This window comes from Pseudomonas endophytica (assembly GCF_001411475.1).
Taxonomy (GTDB): Bacteria; Pseudomonadota; Gammaproteobacteria; order Pseudomonadales; family Pseudomonadaceae; genus Aquipseudomonas; species Aquipseudomonas endophytica.
In genome coordinates this window covers 36,577-52,776 of sequence record NZ_LLWH01000090.1, presented here as the reverse complement: position 1 = coordinate 52,776, position 16,200 = coordinate 36,577, and the positions used below count along the sequence as shown (strand labels likewise).

The 16,200-nt window shown below is 54.5% G+C and carries 12 protein-coding genes and 2 pseudogenes; 1 reads left to right on the top strand and 13 read right to left on the bottom strand.

Going from position 1 to position 16,200, the window contains the following annotated elements; all coding sequences use genetic code 11:
* Positions 1-409: 409 nt before the first annotated feature.
* The 12 genes and pseudogenes from AQS70_RS24275 to AQS70_RS07630 all read right to left on the bottom strand — a co-directional run.
* Positions 410-841, bottom strand: a pseudogene (locus AQS70_RS24275) (methyl-accepting chemotaxis protein); the annotation flags it as partial.
* Positions 842-949: 108 nt separating this feature from the next.
* Positions 950-1,627 (bottom strand): annotated as a pseudogene (locus AQS70_RS24270) (PAS domain-containing protein); the annotation flags it as partial.
* 253 nt (positions 1,628-1,880) lie between these two features.
* Complete coding sequence (locus AQS70_RS07675; RefSeq protein WP_055102269.1) at positions 1,881-3,188, bottom strand: OprD family porin; 1,308 nt, start codon at positions 3,186-3,188, stop codon at positions 1,881-1,883.
* A 155-nt stretch (positions 3,189-3,343) separates the two neighbouring features.
* A complete protein-coding gene (locus AQS70_RS07670; RefSeq protein WP_055102268.1) occupies positions 3,344-4,996 on the bottom strand; it encodes an AMP-binding protein in 1,653 nt (550 codons plus the stop codon).
* Positions 4,993-5,739 carry a nitroreductase gene (locus AQS70_RS07665; protein ID WP_156355062.1) on the bottom strand — a complete coding sequence of 249 codons (747 nt, stop codon included), beginning with the start codon at positions 5,737-5,739 and terminating at the stop codon, positions 4,993-4,995. The genes AQS70_RS07670 and AQS70_RS07665 overlap by 4 nt, the downstream gene beginning before the upstream one ends.
* Positions 5,740-5,784: 45 nt before the next feature.
* Positions 5,785-7,128, bottom strand: coding sequence for an MFS transporter (locus tag AQS70_RS07660; RefSeq protein ID WP_055102267.1), 1,344 nt, complete (start codon positions 7,126-7,128; stop codon positions 5,785-5,787).
* A 308-nt stretch (positions 7,129-7,436) separates the two neighbouring features.
* Positions 7,437-8,465 carry an AraC family transcriptional regulator gene (locus tag AQS70_RS07655; RefSeq protein WP_055102266.1) on the bottom strand — a complete coding sequence of 343 codons (1,029 nt, stop codon included), beginning with the start codon at positions 8,463-8,465 and terminating at the stop codon, positions 7,437-7,439.
* A gap of 184 nt (positions 8,466-8,649) precedes the next feature.
* A complete protein-coding gene (locus AQS70_RS07650; protein ID WP_055102265.1) occupies positions 8,650-9,588 on the bottom strand; it encodes a SphA family protein in 939 nt (312 codons plus the stop codon).
* A 61-nt stretch (positions 9,589-9,649) separates the two neighbouring features.
* The gene (locus AQS70_RS07645) at positions 9,650-10,843 is read right to left on the bottom strand and encodes an acetyl-CoA C-acyltransferase (protein ID WP_055102264.1); all 1,194 of its coding nucleotides are present in this window, start codon (positions 10,841-10,843) and stop codon (positions 9,650-9,652) included.
* Between the two features lie 42 nt (positions 10,844-10,885).
* The gene (locus AQS70_RS07640) at positions 10,886-11,656 is read right to left on the bottom strand and encodes a crotonase/enoyl-CoA hydratase family protein (protein WP_055102263.1); all 771 of its coding nucleotides are present in this window, start codon (positions 11,654-11,656) and stop codon (positions 10,886-10,888) included.
* 1 nt (position 11,657) lies between these two features.
* Positions 11,658-13,307: a (2,3-dihydroxybenzoyl)adenylate synthase gene (locus AQS70_RS07635; protein WP_055102262.1), complete on the bottom strand. Its 1,650-nt coding sequence runs from the start codon at positions 13,305-13,307 to the stop codon at positions 11,658-11,660.
* 77 nt (positions 13,308-13,384) lie between these two features.
* Positions 13,385-14,149 (bottom strand): SDR family NAD(P)-dependent oxidoreductase, encoded by a 765-nt coding sequence (locus tag AQS70_RS07630; protein ID WP_055102261.1) that lies wholly within the window; start codon positions 14,147-14,149, stop codon positions 13,385-13,387.
* A 133-nt stretch (positions 14,150-14,282) separates the two neighbouring features.
* On the opposite strand from AQS70_RS07630, the gene AQS70_RS07625 reads away from it, so the two are divergent.
* Positions 14,283-14,912: a TetR/AcrR family transcriptional regulator gene (locus AQS70_RS07625; RefSeq protein ID WP_055102260.1), complete on the top strand. Its 630-nt coding sequence runs from the start codon at positions 14,283-14,285 to the stop codon at positions 14,910-14,912.
* Here AQS70_RS07625 and AQS70_RS07620 read toward each other — a convergent pair.
* Positions 14,866-16,161: an MFS transporter gene (locus AQS70_RS07620; protein ID WP_055102259.1), complete on the bottom strand. Its 1,296-nt coding sequence runs from the start codon at positions 16,159-16,161 to the stop codon at positions 14,866-14,868. The genes AQS70_RS07625 and AQS70_RS07620 overlap by 47 nt on opposite strands.
* Between the last annotated feature and the right edge of the window lie 39 nt (positions 16,162-16,200).

Below are 16,200 nucleotides of genomic sequence, written 5' to 3'. Positions count from 1 at the left end.
GCCGATAACGAAACTGCTCTCTGTGGGTAAGTGACGCGAACTCGCTTTGTATCGTTTGACGTAAATGGTCAAGAACAGCTTGTTCCGCCCATTGCTCTTCAGATAGAAAAAATGATTTTAGCGGATCTTTGTCTGACGGTTTCATGACGCATTACTCTGGATATAAATCCAAAGACTAACGAGTTGTTACGCTGAAACTCGTTAGATAACTACCACCTGAGCCCCCTCCGATAACCCGCGTCATAGCCTTCAAGCGACTCTGACTGCCATCACGTCGAGGGCGTGTTGAGTGCTTGAAGAGGAACATGAAAGCCTATGAGGTAGGTATAACGTCGATTATGACTGCTTCAACGACGACATTTATGTAAGCCTGCACATCAAAGCCAGGCTTTCTCCTCCTCAATACAGATCAGGCTTTCAGTTGATTAGCAAAACGCCCTACAACATCCACTACTTTTTGCGCCCCCTCCTGAATTTCGACAATCACGGTCCCCGCTTCCGCCGCCAGAGACAACCCCTGCTCGGCTTGAACTCTGCCGTCGGCCATCAAGCTCACGGCATGCCGGGCCATGTCCTGATTTTTACGCACCACGGCAATAATTTCTTCAGTCGCCTTACTGGTGCGCGATGCTAACTGCCGCACTTCATCGGCGACCACGGCAAAACCACGACCTTGTTGACCGGCGCGGGCCGCCTCAATGGCTGCGTTCAAGGCCAGTAAATTGGTCTGTTCGGCAATGGCGCTGATCGTTTTAACGATGCTACCAATCACTTTAGATTGCTCGTTCAGCGCCTCAATGCCTTCGCCCGCTTGCTGCATGTGTTTAGCCAGCTCGCGCATAAGGTCCACGGTTTGGGTCACTACTATGGTGCCACGCTGGGCGGTGCTGTCGGTTTGCAAAGACGTGCTGTAGGCAATCCCGGCCGCTTCGCTTACGGCCTGCTCTTGTTGCACCTGCTCAGTGATCAGCGTGGCGAACTTGACCACCTTATAAAGGTTGTCGTTGGCGTCGCGCACCGGGTTATAAGAGGCCTCGAGCCAAACCTCACGGCCGTGGCTGTCAATACGCTTAAACCGGTCAGCAACAAACGCTCCCTCGTTCAAGCGCTTCCAGAACGCCTCGTACTCACTACTGTTCTGCTCTTGCGGGGTGCAGAACATACGGTGGTGCCGACCCTGAATCTGCGCGAGGGTGTAGCCCATTCCGCTGAGGAAGCGCTCGTTGGCGGTCAGCACTTCGCCTTTAAGATTGAACTCAATCACGGCCGTCGAACGCATCAACGCATCCATGAGATTTTCGTGGTCACGCGAGGCTTCGATGGTGCGAGTCAAGTCACTGGAGAACATCGAAAAATTTAAAATTTGTCCGTTGGAGTTACGCACCGGCTGCATGATTGAGCGCAGCCAAGCTTCGCGCCCGTCACCCCGGTACAAACGCACCGTACCGCTGTAGTGCTCACCGCGCTTCAAGGCATTTATGAAGCGCAGGTGATGCTCGTCAGACATTAAAAAAGCCGGTATTAGCGCTTCGACTGGACGACCCAATAGCTGGCTAGTCTGGTAGTGCATTTCCTGAAGAAAATTACCATTGACCGACTCGATCAAACCATTCGGATCCAGACTCATGCACAGCATTTCACTCTCAAGGTTGTCCTTCACTTGTTGAACGGAGGACAACTCTTCGCGAAGCGCTGAGAGCTCCTGTTTAATGCGTTTGTTAAACATTGATCACCTGAAGAAGCTAAAAAGCGTGACACACCATCGGCGGGCAATGCGCTTTCTAAAGTCTCCAGGTGATCGTTCGTTAAAAATATTTACCGCCCACTACACGCCTACATTTATTGGCGCAACGAGACAGCATTGCGCGCCGTTAGACGATTTAAAAAAGTGCAACGCTGTAGCTTAAAAACACCCGGTTCTGATCTTGATCACGAGCGGCTTCGCTATTGGATTTACCGTTGCGCCAGCCCAAACCAACCCCTTTGAGCGCACCCGACTGAATAACGTAGTCCACAAAAATATCCCTTTCCCACTCTTTCTGAGTGTCGCCAGTTCTCGTTTTAATATTGTCCCCAGTCACGTATATGACCGAGGCCTTTAAGCCTGGAATACCCAAGGCGGCGAAGTCATAGGCGTACTGACCGAACGAGGTACGCTCACCTGCACGGGTGAAGCTCTGAATCAGGCGGTCTGTGTACAGGTACAAGCTACTGCCTGCGGCGCCTTTATCCACCAAGCTGCCTTGGTTGAGCTGAGTGAAACTGCTCCCGTCCGAGACCCGCTGTAAGCCCGCAGTGAACGCGTGAGGGCCCACGCTGTAAATTAACGCCGCACTCCATGTGCGATTGTCGATAACCCCATCATCGTTTTTGGTATAGCCACTGATCCTATAACCCGATGTGCCTGAGCTGTTTTCACCTGAAGCGTCAGTTTTAAAATAACGCAGGTCGGTTTTGAGTGATTGGTTGTCTGCGAATACCAACGTATGAACCAATCCGAAAAACTGCTGGCGGTAATAGTTTTCTAGATGGGCATAGTAGTACTGAGCCGTCAGATCCTTAGTCACTTTCCAGTCGCCGCCTGCGAAGTCAAATTGATTGCTTTGCCGCGTACCGCCCATGGCGGCCAACCCGGTCTGATCAGTTGAACCGCGACCCGTTGCATGTTCAATCCGCCCAGCGGTAAGGGTCAGGTCCTTGAACTCGCTAGACGTGAGCTGGCCTCCCTCGAAGGTTTGTGGAAGCACCCGGCCATCGTTGGCAACTAAAATCGGCAGCTTGGGAATCAGGGTGCCGTAGCGTAATTCGGTGTTCGACACTTTGACTTTCCCCGTCAGCCCCAACCGGCTCCACTCACCCACGGCGCGGTTGTCGCTGTCTGAAGGGATCATGGAACCCCCTGCGTGTCTTCCCTTGCCACTGTCTAAAGTAATGCCCTGCAACCCCAAAGCATCAACACCAAAACCCACGGTGCCCTCGGTATACCCCGACTTGAAATCCAACATAAAACCCTGCGCCCACTCTTCGGTTTTCGAAGGCGCTGCACTGCCATCCCGGTTATCGTTATTGAAATAGAAGTTCCTCATGCCCAGTGTCGCTTGGCTATCACTGAGGAAATCAGCAAACGCCTCACCACTTAGGCAAAGACTGCTTAATACCCACACCGTAGGGACTTTTTTAAAATTCACTTATAACGCTCCGAATTTTTATAGTTGTAAGTAACAGAAGCAACAAGGTCATCTTTAAAGCGACTACAACACTTAGCCACTGCTGAAGTCAGCCGGTTTGATAGCGAGAGGATTTATCCAGCCAACGTCCCTGCGCTATCACCTCTCAATCTCTTTTACGCATTCGATGCTAAGCGAACGATTGCATCACGACTGCCTGCTTGTTCGCGAAGTAAAAACTTCTGAATTTTCCCGGTCGCGGTTTTAGGCAACTCAGTGAAGATGACTCGACGTGGGCATTTAAATCGCGCCAGACGGGTTTGGCAGAACTCGATAATGTCGGCCTCTGCGGGAACTTCAACGCCACTTTTTAATTCGATAAACGCACAGGGAACTTCCCCCCACTTTTCATCTGGCTGTGCAACAACTGCAACATGTAAAACAGCGGGATGGCAATGGATCGCTTCTTCGATTTCAACCGACGAAATATTCTCTCCCCCGGAAATAATGACGTCCTTGCAACGATCCGTTATTTGTACATACCCGTTAGGATGTACAACCGCTACATCACCCGTATGAAACCAACCGCCTGCAAACGCTGTACGGGTTGCACGCTCATTTTTTAGATAGCCCATCATGACGGTGTTGCCTTTGAGGAGTAACTCACCCGTCGTCTGGCCGTCTTTGGGAACGGGCTGCAGTGTTTCAGGGTCAGCGACCATTAGGTTTTCGAAACCTGCAGCACGAGTGCCTTGACGCACGCGCAGCGTACTTTGTTCGCTCGCTGACAAATCGTCCCAAGCGTCTTGCCACACACAGCTAATCGGCGTGCCAGAGACTTCCGTAATGCCATAGACATGGTCAACGTCGAAGCCTTTTGAAACGACGGCGTTAAGGACAGTGGCCGGAGGTGGAGAGCCCGCGGTCAGTACCCGCACCGGTTTTTTAAGCGGGGGGCGATCTGCGGCGTTCGCAATCATGGCCATCACCACGGGCGCCGCACAGAAGTGGTCTACATCCTGGTTATCTATGGCCTCAAATACAGTCTCGGCAGACACCTTTCGCAGGCAGACATGGGTCCCTGCTGCCGCAGTGATAGCCCAGGTAAAACACCATCCGTTAGCGTGGAACATAGGCAGCGTCCAAAGATAACGAGGCGCCCGAGAGAGCGGCCAGTTGGTCATCTGTAACAGGCTCATCAAATAAGTACCGCGATGGCTTGCGACCACGCCCTTGGGGTCACCGGTTGTTCCTGATGTGTAATTAAGCGCTATGGGTTGCCACTCATCCGTGGGCCATATCCCTTCGAAATCTGGATCACCGCTGCTAATAAGTGTTTCGTAATCCGTGTCTCCAATGCTGTGGCACAGAGGCGCCAGATGATCATTAATGTCGATCACCAACGGACGCCTCTCAAGAAGTTTGATCGCGGCATCCGCCAAAGCTGCGAACTCTCGATCCACTAAAAGAAGTTTGCATTCGCCATGGCGAAGAATAAATGCCACGCCCTCAGCATCCAGACGGTAATTAACGGTATTCAGCACCGCGCCGCACAGTGGCACTCCAAAATGCGCCTCGAGCATGGCTGGCGTATTGGGAGACATAATTGAAACCGTGTCTCCCGCGCCCATCCCTCTTTCGCGAAGAGCTGAAGCAAGGCGATAGCAGCGTTCGCGAGTTTCACTCCAGGTTCTGCGAAGCTCTGCGTGGACTACCGCTACCCGATCTGGATGCACTACAGCTGCTCGATCCAAAAATCCAAGCGGCGTCAGCGGCAAATAGTTTGCTTTGCAGTGATCAAGCCCAGTTTCATAAGCTCCCGGTTTCATGATGTGGCTTCCTTATTATTGTGATGAAAAGTGGAAAACGCACTCACCGGCTCCCGATCGGTCACTAAGGCGTTCTCAATACGAGTTTCGTCGGCGTAGCCAAGGCTCATTCCACACACCAGCATTTGCTCATCGGGAATTGCAAGGGCGCGCGAAATGACATGGTGATACTTTAAAAAAGCTGCTTGCGGGCAGGTATGTAAATTTCTTCCTCTGGCCGCCACCATCACAGACTGTAGAAACATGCCGTAATCAAGAAGGCTGCCCTCCTTAAGCACTCGATCAATCGTGAAGATCAAACCGACCGGCGCATCAAAGAACTTATAATTACGGCCGTGCTGGGCATGCATTCTTTGCTTATCGCCCTTCTCTATTCCCAATAGCCCATAGAGTTCCCAGCCAACTTTTCTTCGTCGATCGACGTAGGGTGAAGTCCACTCACTCGGGTAATAGTCGTAGGCATCTTCAAGGTCGTTATTGAGCGATGCATTGTTATCAATGTTCGCAATGGCGCATGAAAGACGATCTTTTGCTTCTCCGGTTACAACATGGACGCGCCAAGGCTGCATGTTCACTCCCGTGGCACAGAAACGAGCGATATCTAGAATCGCTTCAATGTCTTCACGGGGCACAGGCGTGGGTAAAAAAGCCCGAATACTGCGTCGTGAAGCGATTGCCCAATCAACCGTTTGGTTAAGGAGCTCAGGTGTCACTGGCGGTTGGGATAAGCGATTGATGTTCATGCGTAAGAGTCCACGGATTCAATGACAAGCGAATGCAACATGGTGTTAGTTGCTCAGACGTGCGGCCTTTCTGACTTGAGAGGAGTCTGCGCGCGACTGATTAATCAGCGTGACGGCGGCAGCGCCTATAAGGCCCGCAAGGCTGATAGCCATGAAGTTTTTCTCGAGTGGAAGATTCAGAGACACCAACCAGCCGATCAGAACAGGCGCGACGATAGCGCCAATTCTTCCCACACCTGAGGCGAAACCCACCCCCGTTGAGCGTATCGAAGACGGGTAGAAATCCCCTGCGTAGGCGTAGGCCAAAAGCTGAGTACCGAGGGTCGACGCGCCAACAATAAACACCACCGGGAATAACAATGTGGGTGAGCGCGTATAGCCCAAGAGGGTTAGCGCAATGGCGCCGACGATATAAAAGCAGACCAGTACATGCTTGATATTTAGTTTGTCGCTCAGCCAGCCTCCGCCAATTGCACCGACGATGGCCCCCACATTGAAAACAATGACAAAGTTCAGTGCCGAACCAAGGCTGAACCCCGCCATTGCCATAAGCTTGGTCAACCACGAGTTAAGGGCGTACACCATGAAAAGACCGGTCATAAAGGCAGCCCAAATCATGACTGTACTGAACCCGCGCCCCTCCCTAAACAAATGACGAACAGATGCTTCTTGTTTCTCTACTACGGCGTCGTTCCCAACCATTAGCGTGTTGTCGTCGATAACGAGAGTGGGGTCTATTTGACGCGCAATCGCCCGCAATTCAGCCTGGCGTCCGGTTTTAAGTAAGTAGCCGATGGACTCAGGCATGGTCCTAAGAATAAAAGGAATCAACACCACTGGCAGCGCCGCGACATAAAACACCCACTGCCAGCCATGACTTTCAATCAGTTGTTTACCCGTGAGGGCAACTAAAATCCCTCCGACGGAGTAACCGGCAAACACTAAGGTCACTAACCGGGTGCGTAGCTTTAATGGCGAGAACTCGCCCATCTGAGCCGTGCAAATGGGCAATACACCACCAATGCCAAGGCCCGCGATAAAACGAGCAATACTGAAACTAATCGGGTCACTGGTGAGGCCAGCTGCCGCCGTAAAGAGGCTGAACAAGGCCACACAGATGGCGATCATTTTGGGCCGTCCGATACGGTCCGCCAGAGTCCCGAGAAATATCGCCCCAAGCATTGTTCCGAACAGCGCAGAACCGGCCATAACGCCTGCGCTGGTGGCATCAATGTTCATGTCCTTCATGATCGCCGGAAGTGCGGCCCCCACAACAGCAAGGTCATAACCATCAATGATTAAAATGAGGACACACCAAAATAGAATCAGTCCATGGAAGCGATTGAACTTCGATTCAATGGCGAGTGCATAAACATTTACCGGCTGCATATCGCGTCTCCTTCGATCTTGTTTTTGTTGTTTGTGAAGTGCACTTATATCGGCGTTGCTAGGCACCCGGTCATGGCGTTACTTCGAGGCGCGCGCACCGGCTTAAGGCTCGGGCGTGTGTATTGAGAGGCGACACTCGGGCTACCTGCGTCGCATCGTAGGAGGTGAAAGTGCTTGGGCCTATGCCCTATGGCATCGTTCTGCTTGACCGATTTGGACACTCATCCAGAACAGGACGAGCGATGTGGACGTGTAAATGCAACACCGCTCGCTACAGGCAGTAGCGGTGGCCGACACAACTGTCTCTTTTAAGAGCGTTCGCCTGATTCTTCAACCGCAGACCGGCGATAAGCGCCAGGGCTCACTCCCGTCCACTTTTTGAAGGCACGGTGAAACGCACTGCTTTCTTGGAAACCGGTTAGAGCAGCCACTTCGCCGACGGTCATAGTGGGCTGACACAGCAGGTTGATCGCCATGTCTCGGCGCAGATTGTCTTTGAGGCGCTGATAACTAACGCCGTCTGCTTGGAGTCTTCGCTGTAGCGTTGAATAGGACATCCCAAGCACTTTCGCCACTTTATCCAGCTCTGGCCACTGCTCCGGATTGAGGTCTTTCAACCTCATGCGGATCTGCGCGCTGATGCTGTCTTCGTTACGGTATTTGACCAGCAGACTGGCAGGCGACTCTTTTAAGAATGTCGATAGGCTGGCCTTGTTTTGCACCACCTTCAGGTCTAGAAACGTGCGGTCAAAGCGAATCATTGTGATAGCCGCGTCAAATTGAATGTCTTCGCAAAAGCGCATCCGATAATCACTGTCGTCAAGCGGCCGGCTCGCTCTAAAACTAAGTTCCTTTATCGGAATACGCCTGTTGCCTAACCAGCAGAGCAATCCGTGCACCAAGATCAGCCATGTCCCGTAGCAAAAGAGACGGCGCTCAATACCGTTGTCGTGGATAACGATGACGGCCGAGTCGGCTTCGAGTATCAACTCACCCTGAATATCGTCCAACAGCAGGCGTAGAAATTTCAAAATCCTGCGCAACGCTTGCTCCAAAGAGTCACAGTCAATCGAAGCTTGGCACATCAACCGGAAGCTGCCTCGCCGCATGGGATGGCTATCAATTGCGAAAAACTCATCATCGAGCAAATCTGCAAGCGCAACCCACAAGCGAGAAAAGGCAGCCGCTGAAACCCTGGCTTGGGGAGAAGTGAGAAGTTGCGGATCTATACGGGCTTGTTGCAATACGGTGGAGGTGTCTAATTGACGACGCAATGCGCCTTGCAGAGCTTCATGCACTAATCCAATTGAGGTCGTTCCTTTGTCTTGGACGTGCATGTTTGACGTTCTCCACAGCGCAAGGATTCAAGTGAGTATTGATCTGTCTCCAGGAAATGATCATACGCTCACACGCCCAACGCTAGGTATGGCAATAAAGAATGCCAGTACTCAAAGGTCCAAGTTACCGATGACAGCTCAGCGGGGATCCGCCATCGGCCTTGGCACAGCCCCTTAGCGTTTTTTAAAACGGCAACCGCGCTTGCAACCATAACCGCGTGCCTTCGGATTTGTTCTTCGCCCCAAACTCCTCCTGTAACTTGGCAACCACGGCAAAGTCTTTGCTAAAGCGATACATCGCGTAGGGACCCACAGCATTAACCGAACCTCGGTTGCCGTTGCCGTTGACCGATGCCCCCTGCAGACGGTCGTCAGTGGTTTGTCGGTAAACGTAACCATTGATGCCTGCACTCAAGGCCTCGGTAAATCGGTAGCCCGCGCTGTACTCAAGGGTCAGCTCATCGCCCGAGCGATAGTCAGTCTTTTGATTTTTTGAGTTGATGCCATACCGCAATTTCGCGCTCGCTTCCCACGCTTGCGTGGGAAACCAAGTCGCGGCATAGAAGGGAGCGACCTGGTAGTAGTTGCGGCCGGCATTCACGGGCTCATTCTTGTCATAAGCACCGGTGGGCAAGAAGGTTTCTACCCCCGCAATCTGATGCAGCGTTTTGCCGTGCCAGCCGAGCAATACCGGGGCGAAGCTGAGGTCACCCAAATCGGTTGTAGTCCCGCCCTTATCTAGCGGGCCCAAAGGGGCGGGCCGGGCAACATCAAGGGTCAGGTCGATGGTGGGGAGTGCCAGCGCTGCGCGGGTTTCAACATTCGCGCCCAACCATTTCACACCCGGCCAGACATAACTTAAGCGCAGAGAAACGGTGTCGGATTTAACGTGGTAGCGGGCAATATTGGGGTTGTTTTTGCCGTCGTTACCTTTGACGTCGGAGGCGTTGTAATGGGTGTAGTACAACAGCGACGTGAGCCCTTCGGGCATCATCATCCCTGACATATTGGTTTCAACGCCCAGCGGGTAAGAGTTGCCATTACCCTCGGTGGCACTGACTGCGCCGTTAAAGCACATCAGTAAACCAGCAGCCTGTAAGGCGCGCACAGGTACATTTTTCATAGTAAGTCCCTCTTTTTGTTGTTGTAGAGACGCAGAAAACAGCGATGCCCAGTCTTAGCCGTCAGTCATGGCACACCTCGAACAAGCCAGCCGCGCCCTGACCACCGCCCACACACATGGTCACCACCACATAACGTGCCCCGCGACGGCGCCCCTCCAGCAAGGCATGCCCAACCATGCGCGCACCCGACATGCCGTAGGGATGCCCCATAGCGATGGCCCCGCCGTTGACGTTCAACCGTTGCATGGGTATGCCCAACTGACGCTGGCAATACAGCACCTGAGAGGCGAAGGCTTCGTTCAATTCCCACAGATCAATGTCATGCACGCTGAGCCCGTGACGGGCCAACAGCCGTGGGACTGCGAGCACCGGGCCGATGCCCATTTCATCCGGCGCACAACCCGCACTGGCAAAGCCTTTGAAGATACCCAGCGGCTTTGCCGCCCGAACTCGGGCCTGGGCAGCGCTCATTAATAAACACGCCGCCACGCCATCGCTGAGTTGCGAGGCGTTGCCAGCCGTCACCGTTCGGTCCTCGCCCTCCAGCACCGGGGCAAGCGCCGCCAGTTGCTCGCGCTGAGTACTCGGTCGATTGCACTCATCACGGTCGATACGCAGAGGCTTGTCGTAATACTCGTAACTGGCCTTGTCGACCGTTCTGGTGATGACGTCCATGGGGATGATTTCTTCATCGAACAGGCCGTCGCGCTGGGCCTGAGCCACTCGCTGCTGGCTGAGCAAGGCGTAGTCATCCTGATCGGCACGCGAGATGCCGTAACGGCTGGCCACCCTTTCTGCCGTTTCGAGCATGCTGATGTAGGCATCAGGTCGATGCTCAAGCAGCCACGGGTCTTGGCCGTAGTACTCGTTCGTGTGAGCGTTTTGTACCAGACTGATGGACTCGCCCCCCACGGCGAGCATGATCGCGTTGCCCTCCAGTTGGATACGTTGCGCGGCGCTGGCTATGGCCTGTAACCCCGACGCGCAATGGCGACTGACGGTCTGTGCGGCCACACAATCCGGTAGCCCCGCACGCAGAGCGCTGAGCCGGGCAATGTTCTTGCCTTGCGTTCCCTCCGGTCTTCCACAGCCCATGACCAGCTCTTCCACGTCGTCACCTTGAATCTGGGCCCGCGTCAGTACTGCTTGAATGATGGGCGCAGCCAAGCTGGGCATTGGAGTGTGGTTGAACGCTCCCCGATACGCTTTGCCAATGGCCGAGCGGGCATAAGCCACAATCACTGCGTCTTGCATAAGAACCTCCGGCCGAACGCTGCGTGCAACGTCCGGCTACGATCAAAGTGCCTGCACGATGGCCTGATGAGCTTCGGTGTGATGGGCCAGCGCCTGATAGGCAGCCGACAATTCGAGCAAAGGTTCCAGACGGGTGTGCTGCCCTTCGCGCAACAGCTTTTTGGTCAGCCTCAGCGCATGCCCGGGGTTGGCCGCGATCCGTGCGGCCAGCGCTTGAGCGGCCAGCAACAGGTCATCCGCCGCGACAACCCGCGACACCAAGCCATACTCAAGCGCTTGCTGCGCCGAAACCGTCTCGCCGGTAAACGACAGTTCGTAAGCTCGCGACAGGTTGTTGAGCGCGCGTGGCAACAACCAAGCGCCGCCATCTCCGGGCACGATGCCTAGGCGCACGAAGCTTTCAGCGAAGCGTGCGTGCTCTGAAGCGATGCGGATGTCGCACATCAAGGCAAGGTCGCAACCCGCACCGATCGCTGCGCCATTAACGGCGGCAATGGTGGGCACCTCTAGGTGATACACCGCCAGTGGAATCTGCTGGATGCCATGCCGATAACCGTCGCGCAGTTGATACGGATCACCCGCGAACAGCCCTGCTCGGGCTTTCATGTCTTTGACATTGCCACCCGCACAAAAGGATTTACCGGCGCCTGTGAGGATGACCACCTTGACCTGCGGATCGCGGTTGATACGCGCGCACACCTGAGTAAAGGCGTCGAACTGAGCCTGATGAGTCAATGCGTTGTGCTGGTCGGGGGCACACAACGTCAGGGTGACAATGCCGTCTTCGAAGCGGTACTCGATAAAGTCACTCATCTCAGGCCGCCTCGATCTTGAGCTTGGCGCTGACGCGTTCTACCAAGTCTTTTTTGGACACCTTGCCGAAGGTCGACAGCGGAAAACTGTCTACTAGCTCCAGCCGCTCTGGCAATTTGAAACGGGCGATTTCATGGGTCTGCAAATAACTGACGAGGTCTTCTAGGCTCAACTGTGCAGCCGGTTTGAGGATCACGAAGGCGCACATTTTTTCACCCAGCACGGCGTCAGGCATGGCCACGCACGCCACGTTGGTGACGGCTGGATGAGCCAGCACCAAATTCTCGATTTCTTCAGCGGAAATTTTTTCACCGCCGCGGTTGATCAAATCCTTCTTGCGCCCCTCCACCACATAGTTACCTGAAGGCAGCTCGCGCATCATGTCGCCGGAACGATAAAAACCGTCCGGGGTAAACGCCCGCGCATTGTGTTCGGCGGCATTGAAATAACCGCGCAAGGTGTAAGGCCCTCGGCAGCACAGCTCACCCGGCGTACCCAACGGTACCGGTAGATCGTCTTCGCCGAGCAAGAGAATCTCATCGTCTTCACACACCGGGCGCCCCACCGATTCACGACGCACCTCCAGCGGGTCGTCCAAGCGCACGAACATCAGGAGACCTTCGGCCATGCCAAAGTTTTCCTGCACCGTGCAGTTACGCAAGACGTGCTCAGTCAAGGCCCGCGTTTCGGGTTGCAAGCGTTGGCCGCCGGATTGAATCACTCGAACACTGTCCAGATTAAAAGCCTCAACCCGCGGATCGTTCATCCACATGATCAGCAGCGCCGGAACGACATGGATGTGCGTGACCTTAAAGCGCTCGATCAGACTGAACACCTCTTCAGCCCGCGTGCTGGCGTGCAGCACCACCTTGGCACCGCAGAGCATAAAGCCCTGTAAGCCTGGGCACGCCAGCGGCAAGTTGTGAGCAATAGGCAGTACATCCAGCAACACCGAATGCTCATCAATACCGGTATATTTGGAGGCCAGCCGTGAGTTGCAAACGTAATCGTTGTGCGAGCGCGGGATCATCTTAGGGATGCCGGTCGTGCCTCCTGATAACAAAAACAGCGCTGGGCTGCACGGATCAATCGCCGCCTGAATCGCCTCGATTTCAGAGGCATCGCGATTCGGTTCACGCGCCAGCAAGTCGCCCAGCGAGACAAAACCGTCAGCCACGTCACCGAGCACAAACTTGCGGCGGATGCTGGTGGTATCTGCCTGAACACGGTTAACAATGTCGATGAAGTCGCAGTCCTTAGAACGGTCCGCGGTGATCGTGGCGGTGGCGCCAGACAACTCGACGAACTGGCGCAGTTCACGATAACGATGGGTATGAAGCGCAAGAATCGGCCGCACGCCAATTTTTTGCAAAGCTAAGTACACGAAAACAAACTCCAGCACGTTGCCCAGTTGCAAAACAACGATATCCCCAGGCACCAGACCTGCGTCCAATAGGTTCAAGCCTAGGCGCGTGGCGACGTGGTCAAGCTCGGTGTAGCTCACCTCACGTTGAGCGTCGCACACGGCTATACGATCGCCGTATTGGCGGCACACCGCCTGAAAGGTGTTCGCCAGGGTCTGGTCCTGCCAGTAGCCCTTGGCTCGATAGTGTTCAACGAACTTTTCTGGAAACGGCACGAATCCCATCATGGAAATGTCCTCGATGTTGTCGTTATTGTTGGAAGGAACACGCGGGGCCAGCGCTACTCTGGCCCGAAAGGATCAGCTCAGGTGGTCTTGGCGAAGCCGCCATCAATGACGATGGTTTCACCGGTCACGAAATGCATATGCTCGATCAGGGTGAGCACCACTTCAGCGACATCCGGCATGGTCACACACCGCTGCAGGGGTGTGGCGCGTGCGCGGCGGGTCATTAACTTGTCGTAGTTGTCGCCCAACATCCATTCCATCCACTCGCCCTCCATCCAGCCGGGAGCGATGGCGTTGACCCGAACCTTGGGCCCCAACGCATTGGCTAAGGTTTGAGTCATGCTGATAACGGCCGCCTTAGACGCCGAATACGGCAGCGGCTGCGCACCAGGTCGCATGCCGACAATTGAAGCGGTGTTGACCATGCACGGCCGAGGTGCCTCGAATAACAAGGCTTTGGTGTGTTTGGCGATCAAGAACAAGCCGCGCACGTTCACCGCAAACACCCGGTCCCAATCCTCTACGTCGATCTCGTCGAACTTTTTCGGCGGCGTGTCGATAGACACACCGGCGTTGCTGCACACCACGTCCAAGTGGCTATATTGCTCGCGGATGGCGGCGATCATGGCTTTGACACTGTCCTCATTCGACACGTCGCACTGCAACAACATTGTCCGTGCCCCGACGGCTTCGCAAGCTTGGACGGTGGCCCTAGCCGAAGCCTCACTGCGGCTGTAGTTAACGATCACGTCGTAGCCGGCAGTGGCCAGAGCCACGGCCACGGTGGCGCCAATGCCGGATGCGGAACCTGTAACTAGAGCGACTTTTTTGGAGTGGGACATGTTCGACCTCGTTATTGTTTTTAAAAGAACATGTTCATTTTTAGACGTGATCATATTGTTTGTCAAGGCCCAGACCATCCCTTAAGATGAGGCCCTTCAACCCCCGACAAAATCAGAAAAACAAAGGTCTGACATGAGCGAAAACACCCCTACTCCGCTGGGTCTGCGCGAACGCAACAAGCTCGACAAATTCCTGCGAATCCGTGCTGCTTCGAAAAAACTCTTCACCGAAAACGGCTTTGAACCGACCACAACCCGACAAATCGCCCAGGAGGCTGACGTTGGTCTGTCGACGCTGTTCCTGTACGCGACCGACAAGCGTGACCTGCTGTTTTTGGTGTTCAACGACGACCTTGACGAGCTGACCACGCGGGCTTTTGCCGACTGCGCCGCTGACCGTCCGCTGCTGGAGAATCTGCACAATGCACTGCGGCATTTTTTTGTGTTTTACGGGCAAGACAAAGTGATCTCACGGGACCTGACCCGAGAGATCACCTTCTATACAACGGGGATGCAGAGCGAACGCTTCCAGGCCACCCGAGCGCGTACCATCGACTCCCTCTCAACCTTGGTTGAACAGGCGCGAGTTCAAGGAGAAGTCCGCTGCCAGGAAGACAACAACATGATCGCCAAGACCATGTTCTATCTATTGGCAGCGGAGATTCGCATGTGGTTGGCGGACGACTCACAAGACCCGCAAGACGGCCTCAATGAACTTATGAAGCGCTTGAGCCTGATAATGCATGGCTTGCAGGCGGGCTGACCGTTGAGCCTTTTTGCAGCGCATGAAGATCCGGGTAGCGACCCACGAAAAGCATGAGTACACAGGCCACCACCATGCAGCAGGCAAATAGCAGCAAGACTGCGTCGTAACTGCCCGTTAACGTCTGGCCAACGCCCATTAACAGGGGGCCGAAGGCGGTGCCTAAACAGAACAGGCCGAACAGGTAGCCGTAAATTTCACCAAAGGCGCGTAAACCGAAATAGCGAGCGATCAGATACGCAATCAAGTCCACCTCAGCGCCGACGCCCAAACCAATCAAAGCCGCGCAGATCATTGCCGTTACGCCGGTGGCACCGCTGTAAAGCAAGAGGATGCCAATGACCGGGCCAATGAAGAAAAACACGGTAACAAAGGGTGCGAATAGATAATCGAGCAAGTACCCCGCACCGACACGACCGATGATCAACGCGATACCGATAATTGAGGCGATGCGTGCGGCTTCGCCAGCGGGGACACCGCGGTCGGTGAGTAAGGGCACGAAATGCACTGAACAGCCGTTAATCGCCAGCGCCGCCAAGAAAAACGCAGCACCGATCAGCCAAAACGTGCGACTGCGCAGCGCCCTTCCGGCGTTCAAGCCCACCTTGTCCGGTGAATGAGGCAGACCACTCGCAGTGGGTTGGTTGTCTGGAAAAAGCCCTAAGTCAGCAGGCTTGTTTTGAAGCTTCCAAGCAACACCTCCGGCGCCGAGAACAATCACCAAGCCCATCACCACATAGGCCCAACGCCAGCCCAAGGCGGCCACGGCATGCTGAGCCAACATAGGCAGCAATGCCGCACCGAGGCCGATGCCCGCCATGCTTAAACCTAGGGCTAGACCGCGACGGCGGATGAACCAGCAATTCACGGCCATCGCATAAGGCGTGGGCGTGCCGCCAGTGGATAGCAACCCAATCACGGCAAACGCTATATAGAAAAGGACTAAATTGGCAGGCAAAAGGCCTAGCGACATGATCCCTACGCCAAATAACAGTAAGGCCGGGATAGCGACTTGTCGGGCGCCTTTGCGATCAATCAGACGGCCGATCCAGGGAGTAAAGATTGCTGCCGTCAGAATTGCGATCGTCAGCGCCAGCGATACCTGAGATCGGCTCCAGCCGAACTCAGCGCTTAGGGGCTTCATGAAAATACCGAAGGTAAATACCAGAACCGGGCCTTGGCTGATGATCATCCCCATGATTGAGGCGATCACGACCCACCAGCCGTAAAACATGCGCGACGTCTTCATTTCCTATCACCTGTGATTATTGTTATTCAGGTAGCGGTG